Origin of the sequence: Thalassococcus sp. S3 (genome assembly GCF_004216475.1) — a bacterium.
Taxonomy (GTDB): Bacteria; Pseudomonadota; Alphaproteobacteria; order Rhodobacterales; family Rhodobacteraceae.
In genome coordinates, this window is the sequence record NZ_CP022303.1 from 2,515,466 (window position 1) to 2,533,822 (window position 18,357).

Annotated in this window: 17 protein-coding genes; 3 read left to right on the forward strand and 14 right to left on the reverse strand. The window is 61.1% G+C overall.

The features are described 5' to 3' along the window. Nucleotides 1-39 precede the first annotated feature (39 nt). A complete protein-coding gene (locus CFI11_RS12455; RefSeq protein WP_130406394.1) occupies nt 40-1,374 on the forward strand; it encodes a serine hydrolase in 1,335 nt (444 codons plus the stop codon). Between the two features lie 293 nt (nt 1,375-1,667). Here CFI11_RS12455 and CFI11_RS12460 read toward each other — a convergent pair whose 3' ends face one another. From CFI11_RS12460 to CFI11_RS12490, 7 genes are all read right to left on the reverse strand, one after another. Beyond that, nucleotides 1,668-2,693 carry a prephenate dehydrogenase/arogenate dehydrogenase family protein gene (locus tag CFI11_RS12460; protein WP_130406396.1) on the reverse strand — a complete coding sequence of 342 codons (1,026 nt, stop codon included), beginning with the start codon at nt 2,691-2,693 and terminating at the stop codon, nt 1,668-1,670. A 63-nt stretch (nt 2,694-2,756) separates the two neighbouring features. Continuing rightward, entirely contained in the window at nt 2,757-4,280 is a 1,524-nt protein-coding gene (locus CFI11_RS12465) for a 4-hydroxyphenylacetate 3-hydroxylase family protein (RefSeq protein ID WP_165390250.1), read from the reverse strand. A gap of 31 nt (nt 4,281-4,311) precedes the next feature. Beyond that, complete coding sequence (gene ilvE / locus CFI11_RS12470) at nt 4,312-5,289, reverse strand: branched-chain-amino-acid transaminase (RefSeq protein WP_165390251.1); 978 nt, start codon at nt 5,287-5,289, stop codon at nt 4,312-4,314. Nucleotides 5,290-5,312: 23 nt separating this feature from the next. Then, the gene (locus CFI11_RS12475) at nt 5,313-5,975 is read right to left on the reverse strand and encodes a LysE family transporter (RefSeq protein WP_130406402.1); all 663 of its coding nucleotides are present in this window, start codon (nt 5,973-5,975) and stop codon (nt 5,313-5,315) included. Nucleotides 5,976-5,983: 8 nt separating this feature from the next. Further along, on the reverse strand, nt 5,984-7,060 hold the full coding sequence (locus tag CFI11_RS12480; RefSeq protein ID WP_130406404.1) for a VOC family protein: 1,077 nt from the start codon (nt 7,058-7,060) through the stop codon (nt 5,984-5,986). Further along, the gene (locus tag CFI11_RS12485; protein WP_165390252.1) at nt 7,057-8,727 is read right to left on the reverse strand and encodes an FAD-dependent monooxygenase; all 1,671 of its coding nucleotides are present in this window, start codon (nt 8,725-8,727) and stop codon (nt 7,057-7,059) included. The genes CFI11_RS12480 and CFI11_RS12485 overlap by 4 nt, the downstream gene beginning before the upstream one ends. Nucleotides 8,728-8,750: 23 nt before the next feature. Beyond that, nucleotides 8,751-9,368 (reverse strand): nitroreductase family protein, encoded by a 618-nt coding sequence (locus tag CFI11_RS12490; protein ID WP_130406408.1) that lies wholly within the window; start codon nt 9,366-9,368, stop codon nt 8,751-8,753. On the opposite strand from CFI11_RS12490, the gene CFI11_RS12495 reads away from it, so the two are divergent. Further along, entirely contained in the window at nt 9,367-10,722 is a 1,356-nt protein-coding gene (locus CFI11_RS12495) for a LysR substrate-binding domain-containing protein (protein WP_165390253.1), read from the forward strand. The genes CFI11_RS12490 and CFI11_RS12495 overlap by 2 nt on opposite strands. Here the strand turns inward: CFI11_RS12495 and CFI11_RS12500 are convergent. Then, entirely contained in the window at nt 10,682-11,275 is a 594-nt protein-coding gene (locus tag CFI11_RS12500) for a LysE family translocator (protein ID WP_130406412.1), read from the reverse strand. The two genes, CFI11_RS12495 and CFI11_RS12500, sit on opposite strands and share 41 nt — an antisense overlap. 2 nt (nt 11,276-11,277) lie before the next feature. Next, nucleotides 11,278-12,297 (reverse strand): glutathione S-transferase family protein, encoded by a 1,020-nt coding sequence (locus CFI11_RS12505; RefSeq protein ID WP_130406414.1) that lies wholly within the window; start codon nt 12,295-12,297, stop codon nt 11,278-11,280. 82 nt (nt 12,298-12,379) lie between these two features. On the opposite strand from CFI11_RS12505, the gene CFI11_RS12510 reads away from it, so the two are divergent. Further along, nucleotides 12,380-13,285 (forward strand): LysR substrate-binding domain-containing protein, encoded by a 906-nt coding sequence (locus CFI11_RS12510; protein ID WP_130406416.1) that lies wholly within the window; start codon nt 12,380-12,382, stop codon nt 13,283-13,285. Nucleotides 13,286-13,487: 202 nt separating this feature from the next. On the opposite strand, the gene CFI11_RS12515 is transcribed toward CFI11_RS12510, so the two are convergent. The 5 genes from CFI11_RS12515 to CFI11_RS12540 all read right to left on the reverse strand — a co-directional run bounded on the left by CFI11_RS12515 (nt 13,488) and on the right by CFI11_RS12540 (nt 18,274). Continuing rightward, entirely contained in the window at nt 13,488-13,733 is a 246-nt protein-coding gene (locus CFI11_RS12515) for a hypothetical protein (RefSeq protein WP_130406418.1), read from the reverse strand. A gap of 677 nt (nt 13,734-14,410) precedes the next feature. Beyond that, nucleotides 14,411-15,226, reverse strand: a complete 816-nt coding sequence (locus CFI11_RS12525; RefSeq protein WP_130406422.1) for an ABC transporter permease — start codon at nt 15,224-15,226, stop codon at nt 14,411-14,413. Next, nucleotides 15,223-16,152 (reverse strand): ABC transporter permease, encoded by a 930-nt coding sequence (locus CFI11_RS12530; RefSeq protein ID WP_130406424.1) that lies wholly within the window; start codon nt 16,150-16,152, stop codon nt 15,223-15,225. Before CFI11_RS12530 ends, CFI11_RS12525 begins: the two co-directional genes overlap by 4 nt. Next, entirely contained in the window at nt 16,149-17,228 is a 1,080-nt protein-coding gene (locus tag CFI11_RS12535; RefSeq protein WP_254448912.1) for an ABC transporter ATP-binding protein, read from the reverse strand. The genes CFI11_RS12530 and CFI11_RS12535 overlap by 4 nt, the downstream gene beginning before the upstream one ends. Next, nucleotides 17,228-18,274, reverse strand: coding sequence for a PotD/PotF family extracellular solute-binding protein (locus tag CFI11_RS12540; RefSeq protein WP_130406426.1), 1,047 nt, complete (start codon nt 18,272-18,274; stop codon nt 17,228-17,230). Before CFI11_RS12540 ends, CFI11_RS12535 begins: the two co-directional genes overlap by 1 nt. Nucleotides 18,275-18,357 lie beyond the last annotated feature (83 nt).

Sequence of the window (18,357 nt, forward strand, 5' to 3'; positions counted from 1 at the left end):
GCACCCACCGTTTGTGGACCACAGAACAGGACGATTTTGATGAAGATATCGCGACAACTGACCAAACGCGTATGCTCGGCGGCAATTTCAGCGCTGTTCCTTGTACTGTCGGCAAGCCCGTCTTTCGCTGAGCAGGTTCAGTTGCAGATGACTGCGCCGGAAGAGGTCGGTATGGACCGCACCAGGATTGAGCGGGTGACCGACCAACTGCAGGCACTGGTCGACCAAGAGCGCTTGGCAGGCATGGTCACCATTGCCGCCCGTGACGGACAGCTTGTTCACTTTGAGACGATGGGCGTCCAGGACATCGCCACCGGCGTTCCGATGGCAGAGGACACGATCTTTCGCCTATTTTCCATGTCGAAGCCCATCACGGGCGTCGCGTTGATGATCCTCTACGAAGAGGGTCACTTTCATCTTAACGACCCCGTTTCGAAATTCATTCCTGAGTTTGCGGACATGCAGGTCTATGCCGGTGTCGATGACGACGGAAACATGATCACCGAACCGGCCAAGAACACCATGACGATGCGCCACCTGGTGACGCATACAAGCGGTCTTGGCTATGGCACGATGATGGGACCACAGCCGGTCCATGTGATGTTCAGCGAAAGCGGTGTGTGGGACCAAGGGTCAAACCTGCAAGAGATGATCACCAAAATCGCTGAAATCCCACTCTTGTTCGAGCCGGGGTCTGAGTTCAGCTACAGCGCCGCCATGGATGTGCAGGGCTACCTGGTCGAACAGTTCTCTGGACAAAGCTTCGGTGACTTCCTGCAAGAGCGGCTCTTTGAACCATTGGGCATGGTGGACACAGGTTTCGCTGTACCGGAAGACAAGCTCAACCGTTTTGCTACGCAGTATCATTACGATGAAACCGGCGCGCTGATCGCGCAGGAGCTCTATGATGGACTTGTCGGGTATGGTGAAGATCAGATCCTTCAAGCAGGCGGCTGGGGCATGGTCTCTACGGCCATGGACTACATGCGGTTCTCGCAAATGCTGCTGAACGGAGGCGTACTGGACGGCGTTCGGATCCTGTCGCCCACGACGGTGCGTCTTATTCGGACCAATCAGCTGCCCGAACACCTGTCGAACAATCTCAAGGCTGAGTTGGGCGGACAGCCAGGCGCGAATTTTGGCATCAACATGGGGATCGTGGAAGACCCCAACGTAAACCCCGCTGGCGGCTATTCCAAAGGGGAATACTACTGGGGCGGTGCGACCGGAACGTGGTTCTGGATCGACCCCGTCGAAGAGGTCATCTTCGTCGGAATGCTTCAACAATTCGCGGGACAACCACAGTATCCCGACGTGCGTATGATCTCAAAACAGGCATTCTATCAGGCGATAACCGAGAGTTATCAAGACTAGATGTCCATCCTCAGAAAAGCGCTGCAGGTGGAGTGTATATAAGGCCGCGCGGTATCGCTTGAGGGCTATCAAATTGGTCAATTTCAGTTTCGCCATAGCGGCTCAAACCAAATGAAGGGGATGGCTCCTGCAACATCGGTATCGAAGCTGCCAAAATAACAGTTGTCACCGACTGCATTAAGTGCACCCAACCGATATCGGTGAAGACAGTCAACTAGGATCCGCAGGCGCGCATCGCGCCCTGCCACGGCTTCGATCTCAAGCGTGTCGAAAACCGCCCCCGCTCTGACTAATCAGGCCACGCGGTCGTCAGCGTTACTCAAGATCCTCGACCAATCTGCCTGCGCATTCGGGCACAGGGGCACATTCGTCATCACCGGCTCCGCGACAAGACCAGGTTGACGCACCGCAGCTGTAAATGTCTGGCGATGGCTTTCTCGGATATGCTCCAGCATCTCCAGCAGCGGGCCGCTATCGGCCTCTTCGATATGGGACTTGAGCGCGGAGAGCTGCACGAGGAATTGTGACAGCGCGGCCAAGACGTTGTCCCTGTTATCCATGAAGATATCGCGCCACATGAGCGCATCGGAACCCGCGATCCGGGTAAAGTCGCGAAACCCGCCCGCGGAGAAGCGCGTGCAATCGCCCTGCCGACCTTCGGCATCTCTCACTGTCTTCATCATCGAGAACGCCAGAAGATGCGGTAGGTGACTGGTCATTGCGAGAATGGAGTCGTGCTTTTGGGCAGACATGGACGCGACCCGCGCGCCCAGAGAGATCCAGAAGTCCGAAAGACGGGTCAACGCGCGGTCATCCACATTCTGTTCCGGCGTCAGGATCACCCAGCGCCCGTGAAAGAGCTGCCCACATCCCGCTTCCGGTCCACTGGCCTCCTTCCCGGCGATGGGGTGCCCCGGAATGGCATGTACATGAGCCGGCAGCATATGGCCGAACGTGTCGGAGACTGTCGTCTTGACCGAGCCCACATCCGTAATCGTCGCGCCTGGCTGCAGCTCTGCTCGGATCGCCTGAAGCACCGGTCCGAACGCGCCAACCGGGATCGCCAGGATCACTAGATCCGCGCCTGCAACGGCGCTGGCTGCCGTGGCGCAATAGCGATCGGCAAGGCCAAACTGGCCAAGCCTGTCACGGGTCCGTGCGCAGATGTCGTGAACACTCAACATGGCGGGCTGGTCAGACCGGGCACGCAGCGCGCGCAGGACAGACGAGCCCATGAGCCCGCCCCCGATCACCGCAATTCTTTGAAAATCGCCTAAGCCCTGCGCATCGCACCGCTCATTGATCGGTGTCATCGTCATCTCTTCCACCTCCTCACGGTCCCGCGCCCCGGCAAGCTGCCGGGGTCACAGAACACCGGGTCTTCACATTTGGTCGACGAACGCTTCAACGCGGGAAATCCAGGCGCTTCGGTCTGTATTTCGATACAAGCGCTGGCGGATCATGTCGGGCGATCCCATGTGAAACCGCTCATAAAGCTGCGTGCGCCCACCGAACCCGCTTTGCGTCATGTCCCCGGCCAATGACATGACCCGCATCTGCTTGGCCGCCGACGGCGCGAGCCCTTTGAAGAACCGTTTGACCAGCGGACCGGCCTCCGGAATGGCAAAGTCGCTTTCCGAGGCGGTGGGGATGAGGGCGCTGGCCGCTACATCCTCCATGACCCTCTCTGCCCGGTCGGAGGCTTCGACCCCGAACATCCGGTAGGCGTCATTGGCCGCCGGCGAGAGGAACCCGGCCTCGGTCACGAACGCGTCTTCCTCCATCGCACGCAGGCAGGCCTTGAGCACCGAGATGTCGCCAGTGATTTCACCCAGACGGGTCAGGATCGGCGGGAACGCCTCCTTCCCGTCATAGCGTGCCAGCAATTCCAGCGTGGCCACCATGCTCTCCAGCTTCGTGACCAGACGGATCAGGGTCACGTAGCCCGACCAGGGCGGGTTGATCATGCCGATGAACCGGCTGACCAATGCCGGGTTGCGGTAGACAAAGACACGCTCCCACGGCACCAGCACATCATCGAAAATCAGTGTCGCGTCGATCTCGTCGAACCGCGTCGAGAGCGGCTTGCGCTTCGCGCTGACACCCTTGCCGTAAAGATCCCGGCACAGGATATGGAGCCCCGACGCATTCATCGGGATCGCAAAGGCCAGCGCCTGATCCTCCTCACCCGGCGACCGGGGCCGGTTGGGATAAACGATGGCCTCGTCGCAGATGGGCGATAGCGTGGCCAGGTTCTTCAACCCTCGGACGACAATGCCGTCCTCCCGCTCTTCGACGACCTTCAGGATCAGATCGGGATCGTCCTGGTCCGGGGCCTTGCGCGTACGGTCAAAAAATTGGTCGTTCAGCGCGTGGGTCAGCGCCAGATCGTTGCGGGCGCAATAGTCCAGATACCGTTTTGCGTTGTCGCCGAATTGCGGATGGGCCTCCGACAGGACATGCGCTGCATTTCGCAACCCCACGATCAGGTTCGAACAGAAATCCGGAAACCGACCCATAAATCCCAGCGTCTCGGCCGACCAGATCTCGGTATTGCTGCGTTTGAGCGCCAGATCTGCGCGGTCGCGTGGGGCCAGATAGCTGGCGGAAATGCGCACGCCACTTCCGTCGCGCGTCGTCATCCGGTCGCGCCACTCCGATGAGGTCTGCAAATCGTAGAGCCGCGCCATCGTATCAACCGCACCGCGGAAGCCGTCAGCCATCGTGACGTCGTCAATCCGCTTTCCGTTTTGCCAGACGGCCCGTCCATCGCGCAGCCCCTCGCGGAATTGCTCACCGGACCGGATGCCGCTGCCCGCGTTCAGACCCTGGGTCGGATCAAGCGGTGCAAGGACAGGCAATATGCGTTCGGACGCTTCGGGCGGCGTTCTGTCGAGAATGGTCATCTTGATATCTCCCTCTGGATCGATGTCTGGTTCAGCCCGCAGGTGCCGGCACGGCCGTGCACCAGGCGGCATAACGTGGCAGGCGCGCCTCGACAGTCTGGAAGTAAAGCTCTTGCAAATCGCGGGTCACGGCACCGGGCTGACCATCGCCGATTTCAATGCCGTCAATGCTGGTCAGCGGCAGGATTTCCGCGATGGAGCCGCAAATGAAGACCTCATCCGCGATATAGGCCTCCGACCGGTCGACCTCCCGCTCGATGACGGTCAATCCAAGCTCCTGCCGCGCAAAGGTCAGCACCGTGTCGCGGGTGATGCTTTCCAGGATGTCGGCATTCGTGGGCGGTGTGATCAGGACCCCGTCGCGCAGGATGAAAAGACATGCGCCCGGCGCCTCGGCCAGCTTGCCGGCGCGGTTCAGCAGCAGCGCCATGTCATAGCCCCCCGCCCTCACCTCGTTCTGCGCAAGACGGCTGTTTTGATAATTCGAACCGATCTTGACGCGGATCGGCATCGTGTCGTCCGACAGCCGCCGCCAGGAACTGACCCCCGCCGTCAATCCGGTCTTGGCAGCCGGGGACCGGCCCATCGGAACAGCGGTGATGTGGGCCCCGCTGGGTGCGGCATGGGACACCGGATCGCCCGGCGGCGGAAACCCGAAATAGGTCACCAGATTGGCTTGCCCGTGTCCCCGGAAATCCGTGCGCTGAAACAGCTCAAGTACGGCGTCACCCAGCTCGTGCCGGGAAAAGGGCGGCGTCATGCGCATGATCCGCATGGATTGCTCCAGCCGGACCAGATGGTCATCCAGCCGGAACACATACATCCGCTCTTCATCCGCGTTCCAGTAGGCGCGCAGCCCTTCGAAGATGTTTGCGCCAAAAAACCCGGCCTGCATCCGTACATGCAACGTGCAATCGGCCCACGGCACGATCCGCCCATCCTTCCAGGCAATCTCTGGATGCTCCGACGGATAGGTCTCGATCGGGGCGGGCAAGGTTTGATGCAACATATCAAGAACTCCGTGTTTGGGTATCAGAGGGACGTCACACGCATCGCGACGATCCAGGCAAGAAAGAGGCCGGTGAGCAACTTGGCCACGGCATGCCATGACCGGCGCCGCAGCACTGTCTTGAACGGAGAGACCGCCAGGCACAGCAGCAAGCCCCAGGCCGCAGCCCCAACCATGATCGACACGATCAGCAACGCGATGTTGAGGCCCGGACCGTCCGACAGATCGACCAAGCCGCTGACACCGAGCCAGAAGGCGATGCTCCACGGGCTTGTCAGTGTGAGCAACAGGCCCAACCCAAAGCCGCCGCGCGTCGTGGCAAGCCCATCTGCGGTGACAATCATCGAACCGCGCCACCAGGCTCGGAAATCGGCAAAGGAGGTCCAGAAGTAATGCAGCGCCAGAAGCAACAGGATGGCCAGGCTGGCAAATGTCAGTATACCGGTATCAAGGAGTTGCGTGACGATCACCGCCGTGCCTGCGAAAACCGCGATCGCCCAGAGCGCGTCGCCCGTGACACCGCCAAGACACAGGCTGTAGCCTGCCCAGAACCCGCTCAGACTGCCGCGCCGTACGATCTCCATATTCACCGGACCGGGCGGCCAGGCCACCGACCAGCCCAATGCAAAACCCGTGAGCAGCAGCCCAAGCAGCGTATGGTCGTTCAGTGCGCCGAACTCCTCCATCCCGTCGCCTATCCCGCGTCCGCTTTGGCGCTGGCCATTTCACGTTCGACGGCGCGGAACAGGGCGCGGATGTTACCGCTGCCAAACCCGGTGCTGCCGCGGCGTTCAACCAGTTCCAGAAAGGCCGTCTTGCGCTCGAAGAGCGGTCTGGTGAAGGCCTGAAGCAGCAGGCCGCTTTCGTCCTCGTCGACCAGCACCTGCGCATCACGCAGAACTTCGACCGGATGAGGCAGATGCGCCACCCGGTCGGATAACTCCTCGTAATAGCTGTCCGGCACATGCAGCATCTCGATCCCTCGTGCCGTCAACCAGCGGGCGGCGGCCACGATATCAAAGACGTCAAACGCAACGTGCTGCACACCGGCACCGCCGTGATTTTCGATGAAGGTTTGTATCTGGCTTTTCTGCTGGCCATCCCGTGGCTGCATAAAGACCAGCTTGGTGTGCTTCTGCGCGTCAGCCAGTACGACCGAATTCATCGCCGTGGTACTCGTTTCCACGAATTCCTCGTGCACCACGTCCAGACCGAACACGTCCGCATAGCGCTTCACGACCGTCTCGAAATCATCCTCGGGCAGGCAGATCGCCACGTGATCAATGCCGCGCGCCGCAAAGCCCGAACGGATCGCCTCGCCGGCGGGCACCCTTGGGATCACGCCCGATAGGCTATGCGTCAGGCCGGGATAAAGCTCGACAATGGCAGTGTCCGTCACATCGTGGTCGCGGATCACCCGACCGCCCGCACGGCGCGTGGCCTCGACCACCGCGGCCACGTTGGGAACGCGAAAGCCCAGGTCGCGGATTGCCGTACCATGGCGCTCAACGAAAAGGCGTTCGGCCTGTTCGGCGGTTGCGTCACCCTTTGGACGGGCCGTCAGCTTGAATTTGGCCGCGCCATTGCGCAGAACCTGCGTGCCAGGACCGGCTGGGCCAGCGTCGTAAAAGCTGAGCTTATCCAGAAACAGGCTGCGCAAAGGCTCCAGATCGGCGCCCACAAGCTCAATCTGCCGGATGTCCATACCGGTTTGCGCGGGGGGCATCTGCGTGGTCGTCAGGTCTTCGATGACGGGAAGATCAAGGGTCATTGGGTCGCTCCTGTGGAGGTGGGATGTCCTGAAATACCGGCAACCGGTATCGTCCGGTCCGACGGGCCGGAGACGGGTGCGGGCCGGATCCCGTAAGGTTTCAAAAGCTGTGTCAGCTCTGCCCGGATATCCTGGATCAGCACACCGGCCAGATATCCGTCTGGGCGCACCAAGAGCGCCGGGGCGGCGGCCTGCCGCAGCAGGTCCGTCAGCTTGTGCGAAGCGGCATATTCGGCATCGTCCGCCCAGATCAGGGTGACCCCGAGACGCGAGATGAAGGGCAATGCCGCCTCGATCCGCTCGCCCGCCGGGCTCTGCCGGGCCGCGATCAGGCCAAAGCCTCCGGCCAGATGCGCCCGCAGCGCATCGCTGCCCAGCGACAGGTTGGGCACGATGTCGCCCGGTCGCAGATTGCCCCGTGTCCGGCGCTGCACCGTATCGAGCCCCCGATACGAGGTCGGTGTCGACATCTTGCCGCTGTTGATCAAGCCATTGAGAGCCGGGAACCTGGCGGCGCCACGCACTAATGCATTCCGATACCAGTGATGCAAACGCGTGGGCGGCACCATGAACCGGATCGTCTTGCCGGTGATGGCGACGTTTTCGCGCGCCGCCTTAAACCGCTCCCTGTCGAAGGTCGTCAGAATGTCCGCAGCTGCCTGCCCCTCCAGCACCGCGGCCAGTTTCCAGCACAGGTTCTCGGCATCCTGAAGACCCGAATTCATGCCGCGTGCCCCGAAGGGCGGCAGCGCATGCGCCGCATCACCCAGCAGGAATACGTTTCCAAGCCGCATCCGCGCCGCATGCCGCTGATGAAAGCGGTAGGTCGATGCCCATTCAAGCCGATGCTCGCGTGTGCCCGCCAGCGTCTCGATCCGGTCGGCGATCCGATGCGGTGCGATCTCTGCCTTTGGGTCGCAATCCTTTGGCAATTGCCAATCCAGCCGCCACATACGCCCCGGTTGCGGATGCACCACGATCTGCCGCCCCGGATTGGAGGGCGCATCGAACCAGAACCGCCTTTCCTTCGGCCAATCGACATCGAATTCCGCATCAACGATCAGAAACCGGTCCGCATGCACCCGGCCCAACCACTCCACGCCCAGTGTCTCACGCACGTTGCTGCGCACACCGTCACACCCCAGCAAGAAAGTGGTCGAGACCGTCCTGACCGCGCCGTCCTGTTGAAAGCGGATGTCAACCTTTCGATCCGGATCGGGATCCTCCGCGTCCTGCTCCAGCCCGTCGAATTCCGCACCCCAAACGATGCGGACCCGCCCCGTCCGCTCGCCAGCCGCCCGCAACAAATCTTCGATCTGCCATTGTGGCAGATTGACGAAGGCGGGTGTTCCTGTCGGTCCGGCATCGAACCGCGTTGTCCTGACCTCGGTGTTGCGCACATAGGTGCGCGACAGGTTCCAGGCGCATCCCGCCTCGCGGACCGGATGGCCGCAGCCCACATTGTCCAGAAGGTCGATGACATCCGATTGGACGCAAAGCGCTTTCGATCCGCGCCGCATCGGCTCGCTCGCCCGCTCGAGGATCAAAACAGATGCTCCGAACTGCGCCAGCCGTGCCGCCGCATAAAGCCCGACCGGCCCCGCACCCACGATAACGACATCAGGATTAGCCGGCCGATCTGGCACATTAAATGATGCAAGCGACATATTCATTTATCCCGGAAATACGTTTAATTGAAAGCGCGGAGAGAAAGACACACATCCGAGACAGAATTTCTTATTCGATTTCTCGATGCCTTTTGAATTTCAGCCTCGTTCAGTCTGTCAATTGTCTCTGCCTCGCCAATGGCGACAATAACGCAAGGTTGTAGATGCGGATTTTCCGGCAATAGAGGTTTCGCCTTTTTTATATCGAAACCACCGATCTGATGGGCCGATAGATCCATGAATTCCGCCTGCAAGGCGAGGAACGCCACAGCTGCACCCAGATCATAGATCGCGGTACGATTGGCCAGACCATCGCTGGAAAAGACATCGACGTAACAAGCCAAGACCAGCACGTCGGCGGTTTGAGCCCAAGCCTGGTTTGACGGCGCCATGATCCCAATAAAGGCGTCGAAATCCGCTGTTCCCGACCGCGCGATCACAAACCGCCAGGGTTGTTCATTACGGCTCGACGGGGCATGGCAGGCCGCTTCAATCAGCGTCTCAATCTCTTTTGGTTTCAACCGCCTGTCAGCGAACCGTACCGCGCTTTTCCTGTTTTTTATCAAGTTGCTGATGTCCAGGACTTCAGCCTTGGAATGGCTCTGTCTTACACAATCCTGCATGGGAAATGTCAGCGTCATGTTTGACCTTTCTCAACAAGGGCCCGCTGAAAGTCAGCACCCGTTTAGAAAAGACTGGCCCATCCCCCGGACCTTTGCGAGCCATCAAAAAATCAAGATTATGTGCAAAAACGGAACAGCTTGGAAAGCTTGTTTTCCGCGTTTCACAAATTTACAAATTTTAGTCGCTTTGCCTATTTCAGAAGCTCTATTTCTGCAATTCTATTCTTTCGGAAAAGAGCTTACGATTAATGTATTTAGCATCAACAGAAAAGTCGCCTTGCCACTCTTGGGATGGGGTCTAGCTGAAATTGGCGCTCCAAACCCAGGCACCTCTATTTCCCCGGTCGGAGTTCTCTTGATCAAATTGGGACTGACTATGAATGCTTTGAAAAACGCACTTTCCTACTCTTCTGTTCCCTCCATCCGCGCCCTTATCGCCTTTGAAGCAACAGGCAGGCTTGGCAGTACCGTTCGGGCAAGCCAGGAACTCAATATCTCACACTCCGCAATATCACGAAGCATCCGGGGGCTTGAAACCTCGGTGAACGTATCCCTTTTCGAACGCAAAGGCAGCGGGCTTTGCCTGACGGAAAGCGGGCGCCGGATACATGCCTGCGTTACCGCAACATTGCGGGATCTGGCCGAGACATTCGAACTGGAAAGAAAATGCGCACGCCGCAGTCACCTGCGTGTCTCAACTACGTCCTCGATTGCGCAGGGCTGGTTGTTGCCCCGGTTGGCCGGCTTTCTTCAACGCTATCCGGATGTCGAGGTTGAAATCGTAGGCACGCGGGATCTGGAGGATATCGACAAATCAGACATCGACGTAGTAATCCGCATGGGTCAGGGGGGATGGGCGCTCTACGAGATGGAGCCGCTATGCGATGATGTCATATATCCGGTTTGCAGCCCCCGTTTTCTGGACAAATGTCAGCAGCGCATCGAAATCTCCGACTTGCCGGCGGAGGTTTTTTTGCAGGACCTAGATCCCCTCCTAGACTGGTCACGCTGGCTTGCCGAGAACGGTATCGTGCCCCCAAAGGGACGGCGCGGTCTACGGGCCCATGGCGGCGAATTGACGATCGATGCCGCGCGTCGAGGTCTGGGTGTCGCCCTTGCGCGGGAACTGACGGTGGAAGACGATCTGCTCAACGGACGGCTCGTGCGCGCGCATCCCGGCGGTCAGATCATCAAGAATGCCATCTGGGTCGGTGGATCCCGCAACGCTTGCAAGAAAAGTCACGTGCGCCGGTTTCGGGAATGGCTGTCGCGTGAGGTGGGCAAAAGCATGCCCGCCATGCCAAGCGCGACCGGAGCACCGGGCAGTGCCCTCACCAGACCGGCGCCAATCCCGCAGCAAAGGCCAGCATGATCGCGCCCGTGACCGTATGCAGCCACCGCCGCACCTGCACCTTGTCCATGACGTTGCGCAACGCCCGGCCTGCCAGCGCCCAGACCGCGATACTGAAAACCAGCACCGCAACGGCCAGCAGAACCAAATCAAACAGCGTGCCCGAAGGCGACGCGCGATGCGCGCCCGTGACCGCCAGCGCCAGAAGCCAGCTTTTCGGGTTGGTAATCTGAAAGGCCGCCATTGCCCCCGCAAAGAGAACCGGGCGTTGCTCGAAAACCGAAGGCGTGCCCCCGCCCTGCGCCTGGGTCCAGCCAGACCGGATCATGCTCACGCCGATAAATGCAAGAATGGCAACAGGGATCCATGCCAATAGACCCAAATCGCTGACCTGACCAAACGCGGCAAAGCCCAGCCAGGCCAGCACGATCAGACCGACGGTCCCCACAATGATCCCTGACGCCGGCGCCAGAACAAACCCCGGGCGCGTCATCGCGGCGGTATGGCTGACGATCAGATTGTTGGGACCCGGCGTGATGGTCGCAACGAAAAGAACCGTGGCGGCGGCAAGCATCCTCAGATCTCCCCCGACTGGGCAAGAACCATTGGCCGTCCGTCCAGATTGGCGACCTTGATTGCGCGTTGCCGCGCATCCGGGTCCCACCAGTCGATCCGGGGGGCTGTGGCAACGATGCCATGAGGGTTGATGTCGCGATCCTCCCCGTAATAGGCGGCGCGGATCGCCGCCTCGTCGAACGTGTCCGCAAAGCCGGGCAACGCATGAAGCGCACGCGCATAACGCCAAAGTGCGGGATATTCCGTCAGCCGGTGCCGGGTGCATTTGAAATGCGTCACATAGACGGCATCGAACCGGACAAGCGTCGGCCAAAGCCTCAGATCGCTTTCGGTCAGTACATCACCGTGCAGGAAACGCTGCGAGGTCAGCCGCTCTTCAAGAACGTCCAGCATGGAGAACACCTCGTTCACCGCCTCGTCATAGGCATCCTGACGTTGCGCCTTGCCCGCGCGATAGACCGCATTCGAGAGATTGATTTGCATCGCCTCGTTCAGAACGTCGATGGGGTCTTCCAGCGGCTTGGGGCGCAGCGTCCAGCTCAACGCGCCTGGAATATGGGCCGCATCGAAGCCCCTAAGAATGTTGGCGGATTCGTTAGATACGATGGTCTGCGCGCGCGCATCCCAAAGAACCGGAACAGTCGGGCGCCCCGTATAGGCCGGGTCGGCCCGGGTATAAAGCTCATGCAGATGCACGATGTCGGCCTGCGCGCCGGGCACGCTCCACGGCGCGTCGGGCTGGCCAACCCGGTAGCCTTCGGTGCGCGGGCCCGTGGCGATATGCAAAGGCACGAACGGGGCAAGGCCTTTCACCTGCCGGGCCAGCACCGCGCGGTGCGACCAGGGGCAACTGAGTGACGCGATCAGGTGAAAGCGCCCGGGCTCCGCAGTCAGCGACTGGATGACATATGCGGTCAGCGGCGCTCCAAAGACCGAGGGCTGACGCTCGAACCGCCCTTTTACGATCCGGTTGTCCTGTTGGGTGAGGCGGCCATTCACGATCATGATCTCAACTTTCATTCTCGGTACACTTTGACATTAGCCGTCCGGTCCTTACCTTTGTGGTCTCAAATAACATCCAAAATGGTCTTTTTTACGAACCATGCATGCCCCGCTGAATGCCCTCCGTGCGTTTGCCGCCACCTTCGAAACCGGCGGTATCCGCCCAGCCGGTCGCCTTCTTGACGTCACCCATTCGGCCATCGCCCGGCACGTGCGCGAGCTGGAAGCCGCCCTGGGCCACCCCCTGGTGGAACGCGAAGACACCGGTCGCAGATTGCGCTTCACCGAAACAGGTGAGGCGCTGGGGCGCCGGGTCGGTGACGCCCTCGCGGAGATCGAGAAGGCATGGCAGGCCGCCTCCGAAACACGCGGGCGCAATGACGTGGTGATCTCAGCCGCACCCTCTGTGGCGGCGTTATGGCTCCTGCCCCGTCTTCCCCACCTGTCGCAAGTGCATCCCGCTCTTGAGGTTTCGGTTCTTGCCGAACAACGCCGACGCGAGCCGGGTGACGAGGGCAGCGACCTATCCATCCGCATGGGACGGCCCCGCAAGGGCGAACGGGGCGTGCCGCTGATGGATGACACGTTGCTGGCCGTCGCTGCACCCGCGTTTCTGCGACAGGTCTGGGGCCAGCGCCGGGAAGGCCGCGACGTGGCCGAGCTTAGAAACCTGCGCCTTCTGCATGACCGGGATCCCAACGCAAGCTGGACAGCCTGGGTGGACCTTCACGGCCCGGCCGCACTGGATCTGTCCAAGGGCGCGCGGTTCAATTCATCCGATCTTCTTCTGCGCGCCGCACGGCAAGGACAGGGCGTGGCCCTCGTACGCCAACGTTTGGCGGCCGACGATCTGGCGTCCGGCGCTCTGGTCCCGTTGTTTCGTGAGCTGACAGTGCCCGTGCCCGATGCCTATTGGCTGCTCGAAGCCACCTCCGGCAGTTCCGGGTCCCGCACAGCGGTGACCAAGGTACGCGACTGGCTGTTCCATCAGGCCCGGCAATCCTGATCGCAGGCCGACCCGCCTGGCCGTTCAGCGTCTCACCCTCACCCAAGCTGGCCACGGGCTTAGTAATGGTCCGGGACTTCGCCGGCCTTGCACCGCTTTGTTCATCTGATGCCGCTTTTGGGGCGCGGCTCACGGTCGGCTCAACGATGATCCGTGTTTCGCAGTCCGCGACGAGACAGCAGCGCGGTCGCCGGGATCAGCCTTAATCTGCCACCACTCGGATTTCCGCCGCCTGCCCTCCCGCCATGACACGTAGGGTTTCGGCCAGATGAACGGCGGCACCGTCCCAAGCCTCCACGACGCAAGCCACCCCGCCATCGTCGGGTGTCAGGATGAAATCCGGTTCGTCATCCGGAACAGCACCCATCGTTTGCAGCGCCCCTGCCCCCTGCAGGAACATCAGCCCGTTGAACGGCCCGTTCGGCAGATGATCGGCCAGGAAAGCCATCGTCGCCTCACCCGCATCGGGATCGCAAAGTCCATCTGGACGTAGCGCGGTTCGTATTTGTCGAACTGCGGCGCAAGGTGGTGAGCGATGGAGACGAATGGCACGAACGGCTGATCCAGCGCGTTTGCGTCCCCGCCCTTTTTCGATCCTTTCGAAACAAAAACAATCTCTGCACCGAAAGGACTGACAAACGCATCGATAAGGTTGGCGCCCCGTGCGGGGAAATCCTGTGCGGACAACACGTCAGTCAGCGCAGCGATGCGCATCACTTTCAATGCGACCACGGCGTTGCGTGACGGTTGGATATGTTTGACGAGCAGGTCCGACAGCGGATCTTAAAAACTATCATTACAGAAGACGGGTGTGGCGAACGAAGCGGACCACTGCTGTTAAGGAACGCATGTCGGCTTCATTGCGCTTTTGATTTCAGTCAGAGCTGATCTCCGCCCCGCCGAAGTTGACCTAGAAAGCGCAATTGAGGGCGGCCGTGACCTTTTAGCAAGCACCAGCTTTTTCGGCCTGGTTGTTTCGAAGGGCCTCGCGCAAGACGCGGGTCATTCATTCTTACGTCGGCGCACTTCGTAGGGGCTTGAGGCTGACGTGGGAAATGCTGACGTGTTTTGACCTAACGCAGATTAGAAGAGCGTAACTCACGACCCGCGCAGCGCCCCTACCGCCTATTCGTTCACGCCATCCAACCCGATCGTCCGGGCCACGACGGCCAAGGCCAGAACCGCCAGCAGGATCTGCACTCCGGAGACTGCCGCCACCAGCGGCGTGCTGGTGTATTGAACAAGCGCCAACAGCTCCACTGGAAGGGGGCGGTCCCGAAAGCCATGGGTGAAGATCGCAACCGACAGATTGTCGAACCCTTCCACGAACGTGAAGACAGCCCCTGCCAGGATCGCAGGCAGGAGCAGCGGAAAGGTGATCGTCCGCAGCGCTTGGAACGAAGTCGCGCCCAGATTGGTCGCCGCTTCCTCCAGCGCAGCGTCGAGCCGCATCAGGCGGCTTTGAACCGTGCGCACCATCACCGCCATCACAAAAACCGCGATGGAGATTGCCTGAAGCCAGATCGACGGTGACACGCCCACCAAGGCACCGGCGAACAGCACCGCGACACCCAGCACGATGCCGGGAACCATATGCGGTAACAGGACAAAGACAGAAAGCGCCGTCGTCCCCCGGAACCGCCCGCGCACGCAGGCCAACGCCGTCGGCACGCCAAGCGCGACGCAGAGCAAAGTCACCATCAGACCCACCTTGAGCGACGTCCACATCGCGCCGACCAGCTCGCCCTGCTCGAACACTTCGGCGTACCACCGCAGGGTGAACCCCTCGGGCGGGAAGCTGACAAAGGCCCGCGTATCGAAGGAGATGATGAGCACGATAATGGACGGGGCCACCAGAAGGAGAAGCGAGAAGACGGCGACGGCAAGAATGACACCGATGCCGAGAATGTCGCCGAGAGACGATTTGCGCATAGCCCTCATGCTGCGCGCCCCTTAGTCCAGCGCGTGGCAAGATTGGTGAGGAGCGCGATACCGACCAGCACGATCAGACACGTCGCCATCAGGATCAGCGAGCTGACCGACCCCTTGGACCAATCGAGCGAGAAGACGACTTGCTCGTACACCATCGTCGCAGCGTTCAGGTAATTGCCGCCGCCCAGAAGCTGCGGGACCACGAAAGTTGTGTAGCTAAGCGTAAAAACCAGCGCGGCGCCCGTCCCGATCCCCGGTGCGCTGAGCGGCAGGATCACGGTTCGGAGCGTGGCAAGCCGCGAGGCACCAAGATTGGCCGAGGCTTCCAGCAGACCGCCATCGTGGCGGGCCATCACCGCGATCAGCGGCAGGATCATCACGGGGAGATGGATCTGGACCATGCCAATCAGCACCGCCCAATGGGTGTTCATGATCCTGAGCGGCTGGTCGATGAGGCCAAGGTTCATCAGTGTCGCATTTACCACACCGCGCCCGCCCAGGATCACCAGCCAGGCATAGGTGCGCACGATACCTGAGGTCAGCAGGGGCGCGATGGTGAGGATCAGGATCGCGCGGCGCGTCCACTTGCCGCCGATCACGAACATATACGCAACCGGGTAGCCCAACAGGACACAAAGCGCTGTCGTGGTGAGGGCCAGGCTCAGCGACCGCTGGAATGTGATCCAGTAGAGTGGGTCGGTCAGAGCGCCCGCGAGATGGGTAAGCGTGAAGTCCTGCGAGACGATGGCGCCGCGCGCGACCTCCACATCGGAGAAACCGAGCGACAGCAGGATCGCGAAAGGGATCACAGCCACGACGACCAGAACAACAATGGCGGGCACGGCCGGCCAGATGCCCCGGCCCGAGAGCAGCTTATCGAGAACTTGGTCGAAAAGGCCGGATCGGGGTGCAGGAATGTCTGCGACAGCGCTCATGCCGGGTAGACCGAACAATAGCTCGGGTCGACAACGGACAGGCTGACGACCGCGCCGGTGCGCAGCGGTCGCGCGCGCTGCTGGCGCATGGCGGCGACGTGCAGTGTCGCGCCGTCGGGTGTCTCGATATGGTATTCGATCAGCGCACCGACCGTGCGGTGGAAGGCCACGCGACCGCGCCAGGTCCCAGCCTCTTCCGGCCCGAGCGCCAGATTGTGTGGGCGCGCCATCACTTGGACGGGACCGTCCAGCTTGGTCGCGACGGATTGACCGTCGGGAAGCGCAACACGACCGCTTTCGGCCTGCGCGTCCCAGAAATTCGAGGAGCCGATAAAATCGGCGACATAGGCGGTGGCCGGGCGGTCAAACACTGTGTCCGGGGGGCCGACCTGTTCGATCCGGCCATCGCGCATCACGGCGATCCGATCCGACATGGTCAGGGCCTCTTCCTGGTCGTGGGTGACGAAGATAGCGGTGAGCCCCAGGCGTTTGATCAACTGCCGCAACTCCACCTGCATCCCGGCCCGCAGCTTGGCGTCAAGCGCGCTGAATGGCTCATCGAGAAGCAGCACGCGCGGCTCCAATACGAGCACGCGCGCCACGGCGACGCGCTGTTGCTGCCCACCCGAGAGTTGCGCCGGATAGCGGTCGGCGAAATCGCCGAGCGATACGGTCTCAAGGGCCCGTGCAACCCGCTGCGCGATCTCGGCCTTGGGCATCCCGCGCATACGAAGCCCGTAGCCCACATTCTTTGCGACGGTCAGGTGAGGAAAGAGCGCATAGCTTTGAAAGACGACACCCACCGGGCGGCGGTTGACCGCGACATCGGCCATCTCGCGCCCGTCAATCGCGATGGTCCCGGCATCCGGGTTAAGGAACCCGGCCACACAGCGCAAAAGCGTGGTTTTCCCGCACCCGGACGCGCCAAGCAGCGTGACAATCTCGCCTTCCGCCATATCCAGCGCGCAGTCGCGCAGGACGGTCGTGTCGCCAAATCGTTTCGACACCGCCCCAATCCGAAGGACCGGGGCGGTGATGTCTGAACCCGAAACGGAATGGCGGGGTGCATGCATCATTACGCTGCGAACATCCGGTCGAAGGTTTCAACCGTCTCGCCACGCAAGGGTGCAAAACTCGGCCATTCGAGCGACGTGGTCGTGGCCAGTTCTTCCGGCGTGGATGGCACGTAGGGCGCGGCCTCCTCCGGTGTCTCCACCCCCTCGACCACGGTGCCGAAATAGATCGGCGCGCTGTTGGCCATGGACTGGATTTCGGGCGACAGCAGGATGTCTGTGAACTCGTGTACCAAATCGGCGGTGCCGTCGGGCGTGTTGATAAACTGCACGATATTCGTCGGCAGCATCAGCGGACCGGGTCCCGTCAGCTTGGTATAGCCGATCGGCAGACCGGACGAGGCGGCAAGGGCAGAGTTCACGTGCCACAGTGGTGCGAGATCGACCTCGCCACGCTCGATCATCTGCTGGAGCAGCGGCGGAGAGCGGCCGATAAGAGGGTCCAGCTCTGACCATTTCTCCAAAGCGAAAGTCATGTCGTCCTGTGGCATACCGAAGGCTTCGGCGGTGGCAGCCAACACGCCCAGGCCCAGGTTCGACTGCGGACGGCACATGCCGATCCGGCCGTTGAAGTCGCCTGACCAAAGCTCTTCCCAGGTCGTGGGTGGTGTGTCGATGCGGGTGGTGTCGTAGGCGACCCCAATGCCCTCGAACCAGATCGGCTGGCCCACATCGTATCCATAGCCCGGAAATTTCTCGATCACGTTGGCCGCATTCGGGATCTGCGAGAAGTCGAGTGGGACGAGCACTTCCTCGGCCATCGCGTTGACAATCGCCGGGGAGCCCATCACGCCCAGATCGTAAGGCGAATTGCCGCGCGCAGCCTTGATCTGCGCCAGCGCCTCTGCTGACAGACCGCCGATGATCGTGAGCGAGACGCCGGGATTGCGGCGCGAAAGCTCTTCGCCCGCAGCAATCAGCGGCGCGTCGGAATCGTTGCCATATCCGGTCATGACCAATTCACGCGTCGCGGCGCGAAGGATGGTAGGGCTGGCGAGTGTGGTGGCGGCAGCAAGCCCCCCCACGACGCTTCTTCGTGTCAATCTCATAGAGAACTCCCTGTGTCGTTCGTGGTTATCACTTGTTCGCCTGTATCTTTGAGCAAAGTGCTTTCGAAAAAAACTGCAAGACA

Coding starts and splice junctions, on each gene's coding strand:
- CFI11_RS12455 (WP_130406394.1), top strand. CDS start 40: ATGAAGATATCGCGACAACTGACCAAACGCGTATGCTCGGCGGCAATT.
- CFI11_RS12460 (WP_130406396.1), bottom strand. CDS start 2,693: ATGACGATGACACCGATCAATGAGCGGTGCGATGCGCAGGGCTTAGGC.
- CFI11_RS12465 (WP_165390250.1), bottom strand. CDS start 4,280: ATGACCATTCTCGACAGAACGCCGCCCGAAGCGTCCGAACGCATATTG.
- ilvE (WP_165390251.1), bottom strand. CDS start 5,289: ATGTTGCATCAAACCTTGCCCGCCCCGATCGAGACCTATCCGTCGGAG.
- CFI11_RS12475 (WP_130406402.1), bottom strand. CDS start 5,975: ATGGAGGAGTTCGGCGCACTGAACGACCATACGCTGCTTGGGCTGCTG.
- CFI11_RS12480 (WP_130406404.1), bottom strand. CDS start 7,060: ATGACCCTTGATCTTCCCGTCATCGAAGACCTGACGACCACGCAGATG.
- CFI11_RS12485 (WP_165390252.1), bottom strand. CDS start 8,727: ATGTCGCTTGCATCATTTAATGTGCCAGATCGGCCGGCTAATCCTGAT.
- CFI11_RS12495 (WP_165390253.1), top strand. CDS start 9,367: ATGTTTGACCTTTCTCAACAAGGGCCCGCTGAAAGTCAGCACCCGTTT.
- CFI11_RS12490 (WP_130406408.1), bottom strand. CDS start 9,368: ATGACGCTGACATTTCCCATGCAGGATTGTGTAAGACAGAGCCATTCC.
- CFI11_RS12500 (WP_130406412.1), bottom strand. CDS start 11,275: ATGCTTGCCGCCGCCACGGTTCTTTTCGTTGCGACCATCACGCCGGGT.
- CFI11_RS12505 (WP_130406414.1), bottom strand. CDS start 12,297: ATGAAAGTTGAGATCATGATCGTGAATGGCCGCCTCACCCAACAGGAC.
- CFI11_RS12510 (WP_130406416.1), top strand. CDS start 12,380: ATGCATGCCCCGCTGAATGCCCTCCGTGCGTTTGCCGCCACCTTCGAA.
- CFI11_RS12515 (WP_130406418.1), bottom strand. CDS start 13,733: ATGGCTTTCCTGGCCGATCATCTGCCGAACGGGCCGTTCAACGGGCTG.
- CFI11_RS12525 (WP_130406422.1), bottom strand. CDS start 15,226: ATGAGGGCTATGCGCAAATCGTCTCTCGGCGACATTCTCGGCATCGGT.
- CFI11_RS12530 (WP_130406424.1), bottom strand. CDS start 16,152: ATGAGCGCTGTCGCAGACATTCCTGCACCCCGATCCGGCCTTTTCGAC.
- CFI11_RS12535 (WP_254448912.1), bottom strand. CDS start 17,228: ATGATGCATGCACCCCGCCATTCCGTTTCGGGTTCAGACATCACCGCC.
- CFI11_RS12540 (WP_130406426.1), bottom strand. CDS start 18,274: ATGAGATTGACACGAAGAAGCGTCGTGGGGGGGCTTGCTGCCGCCACC.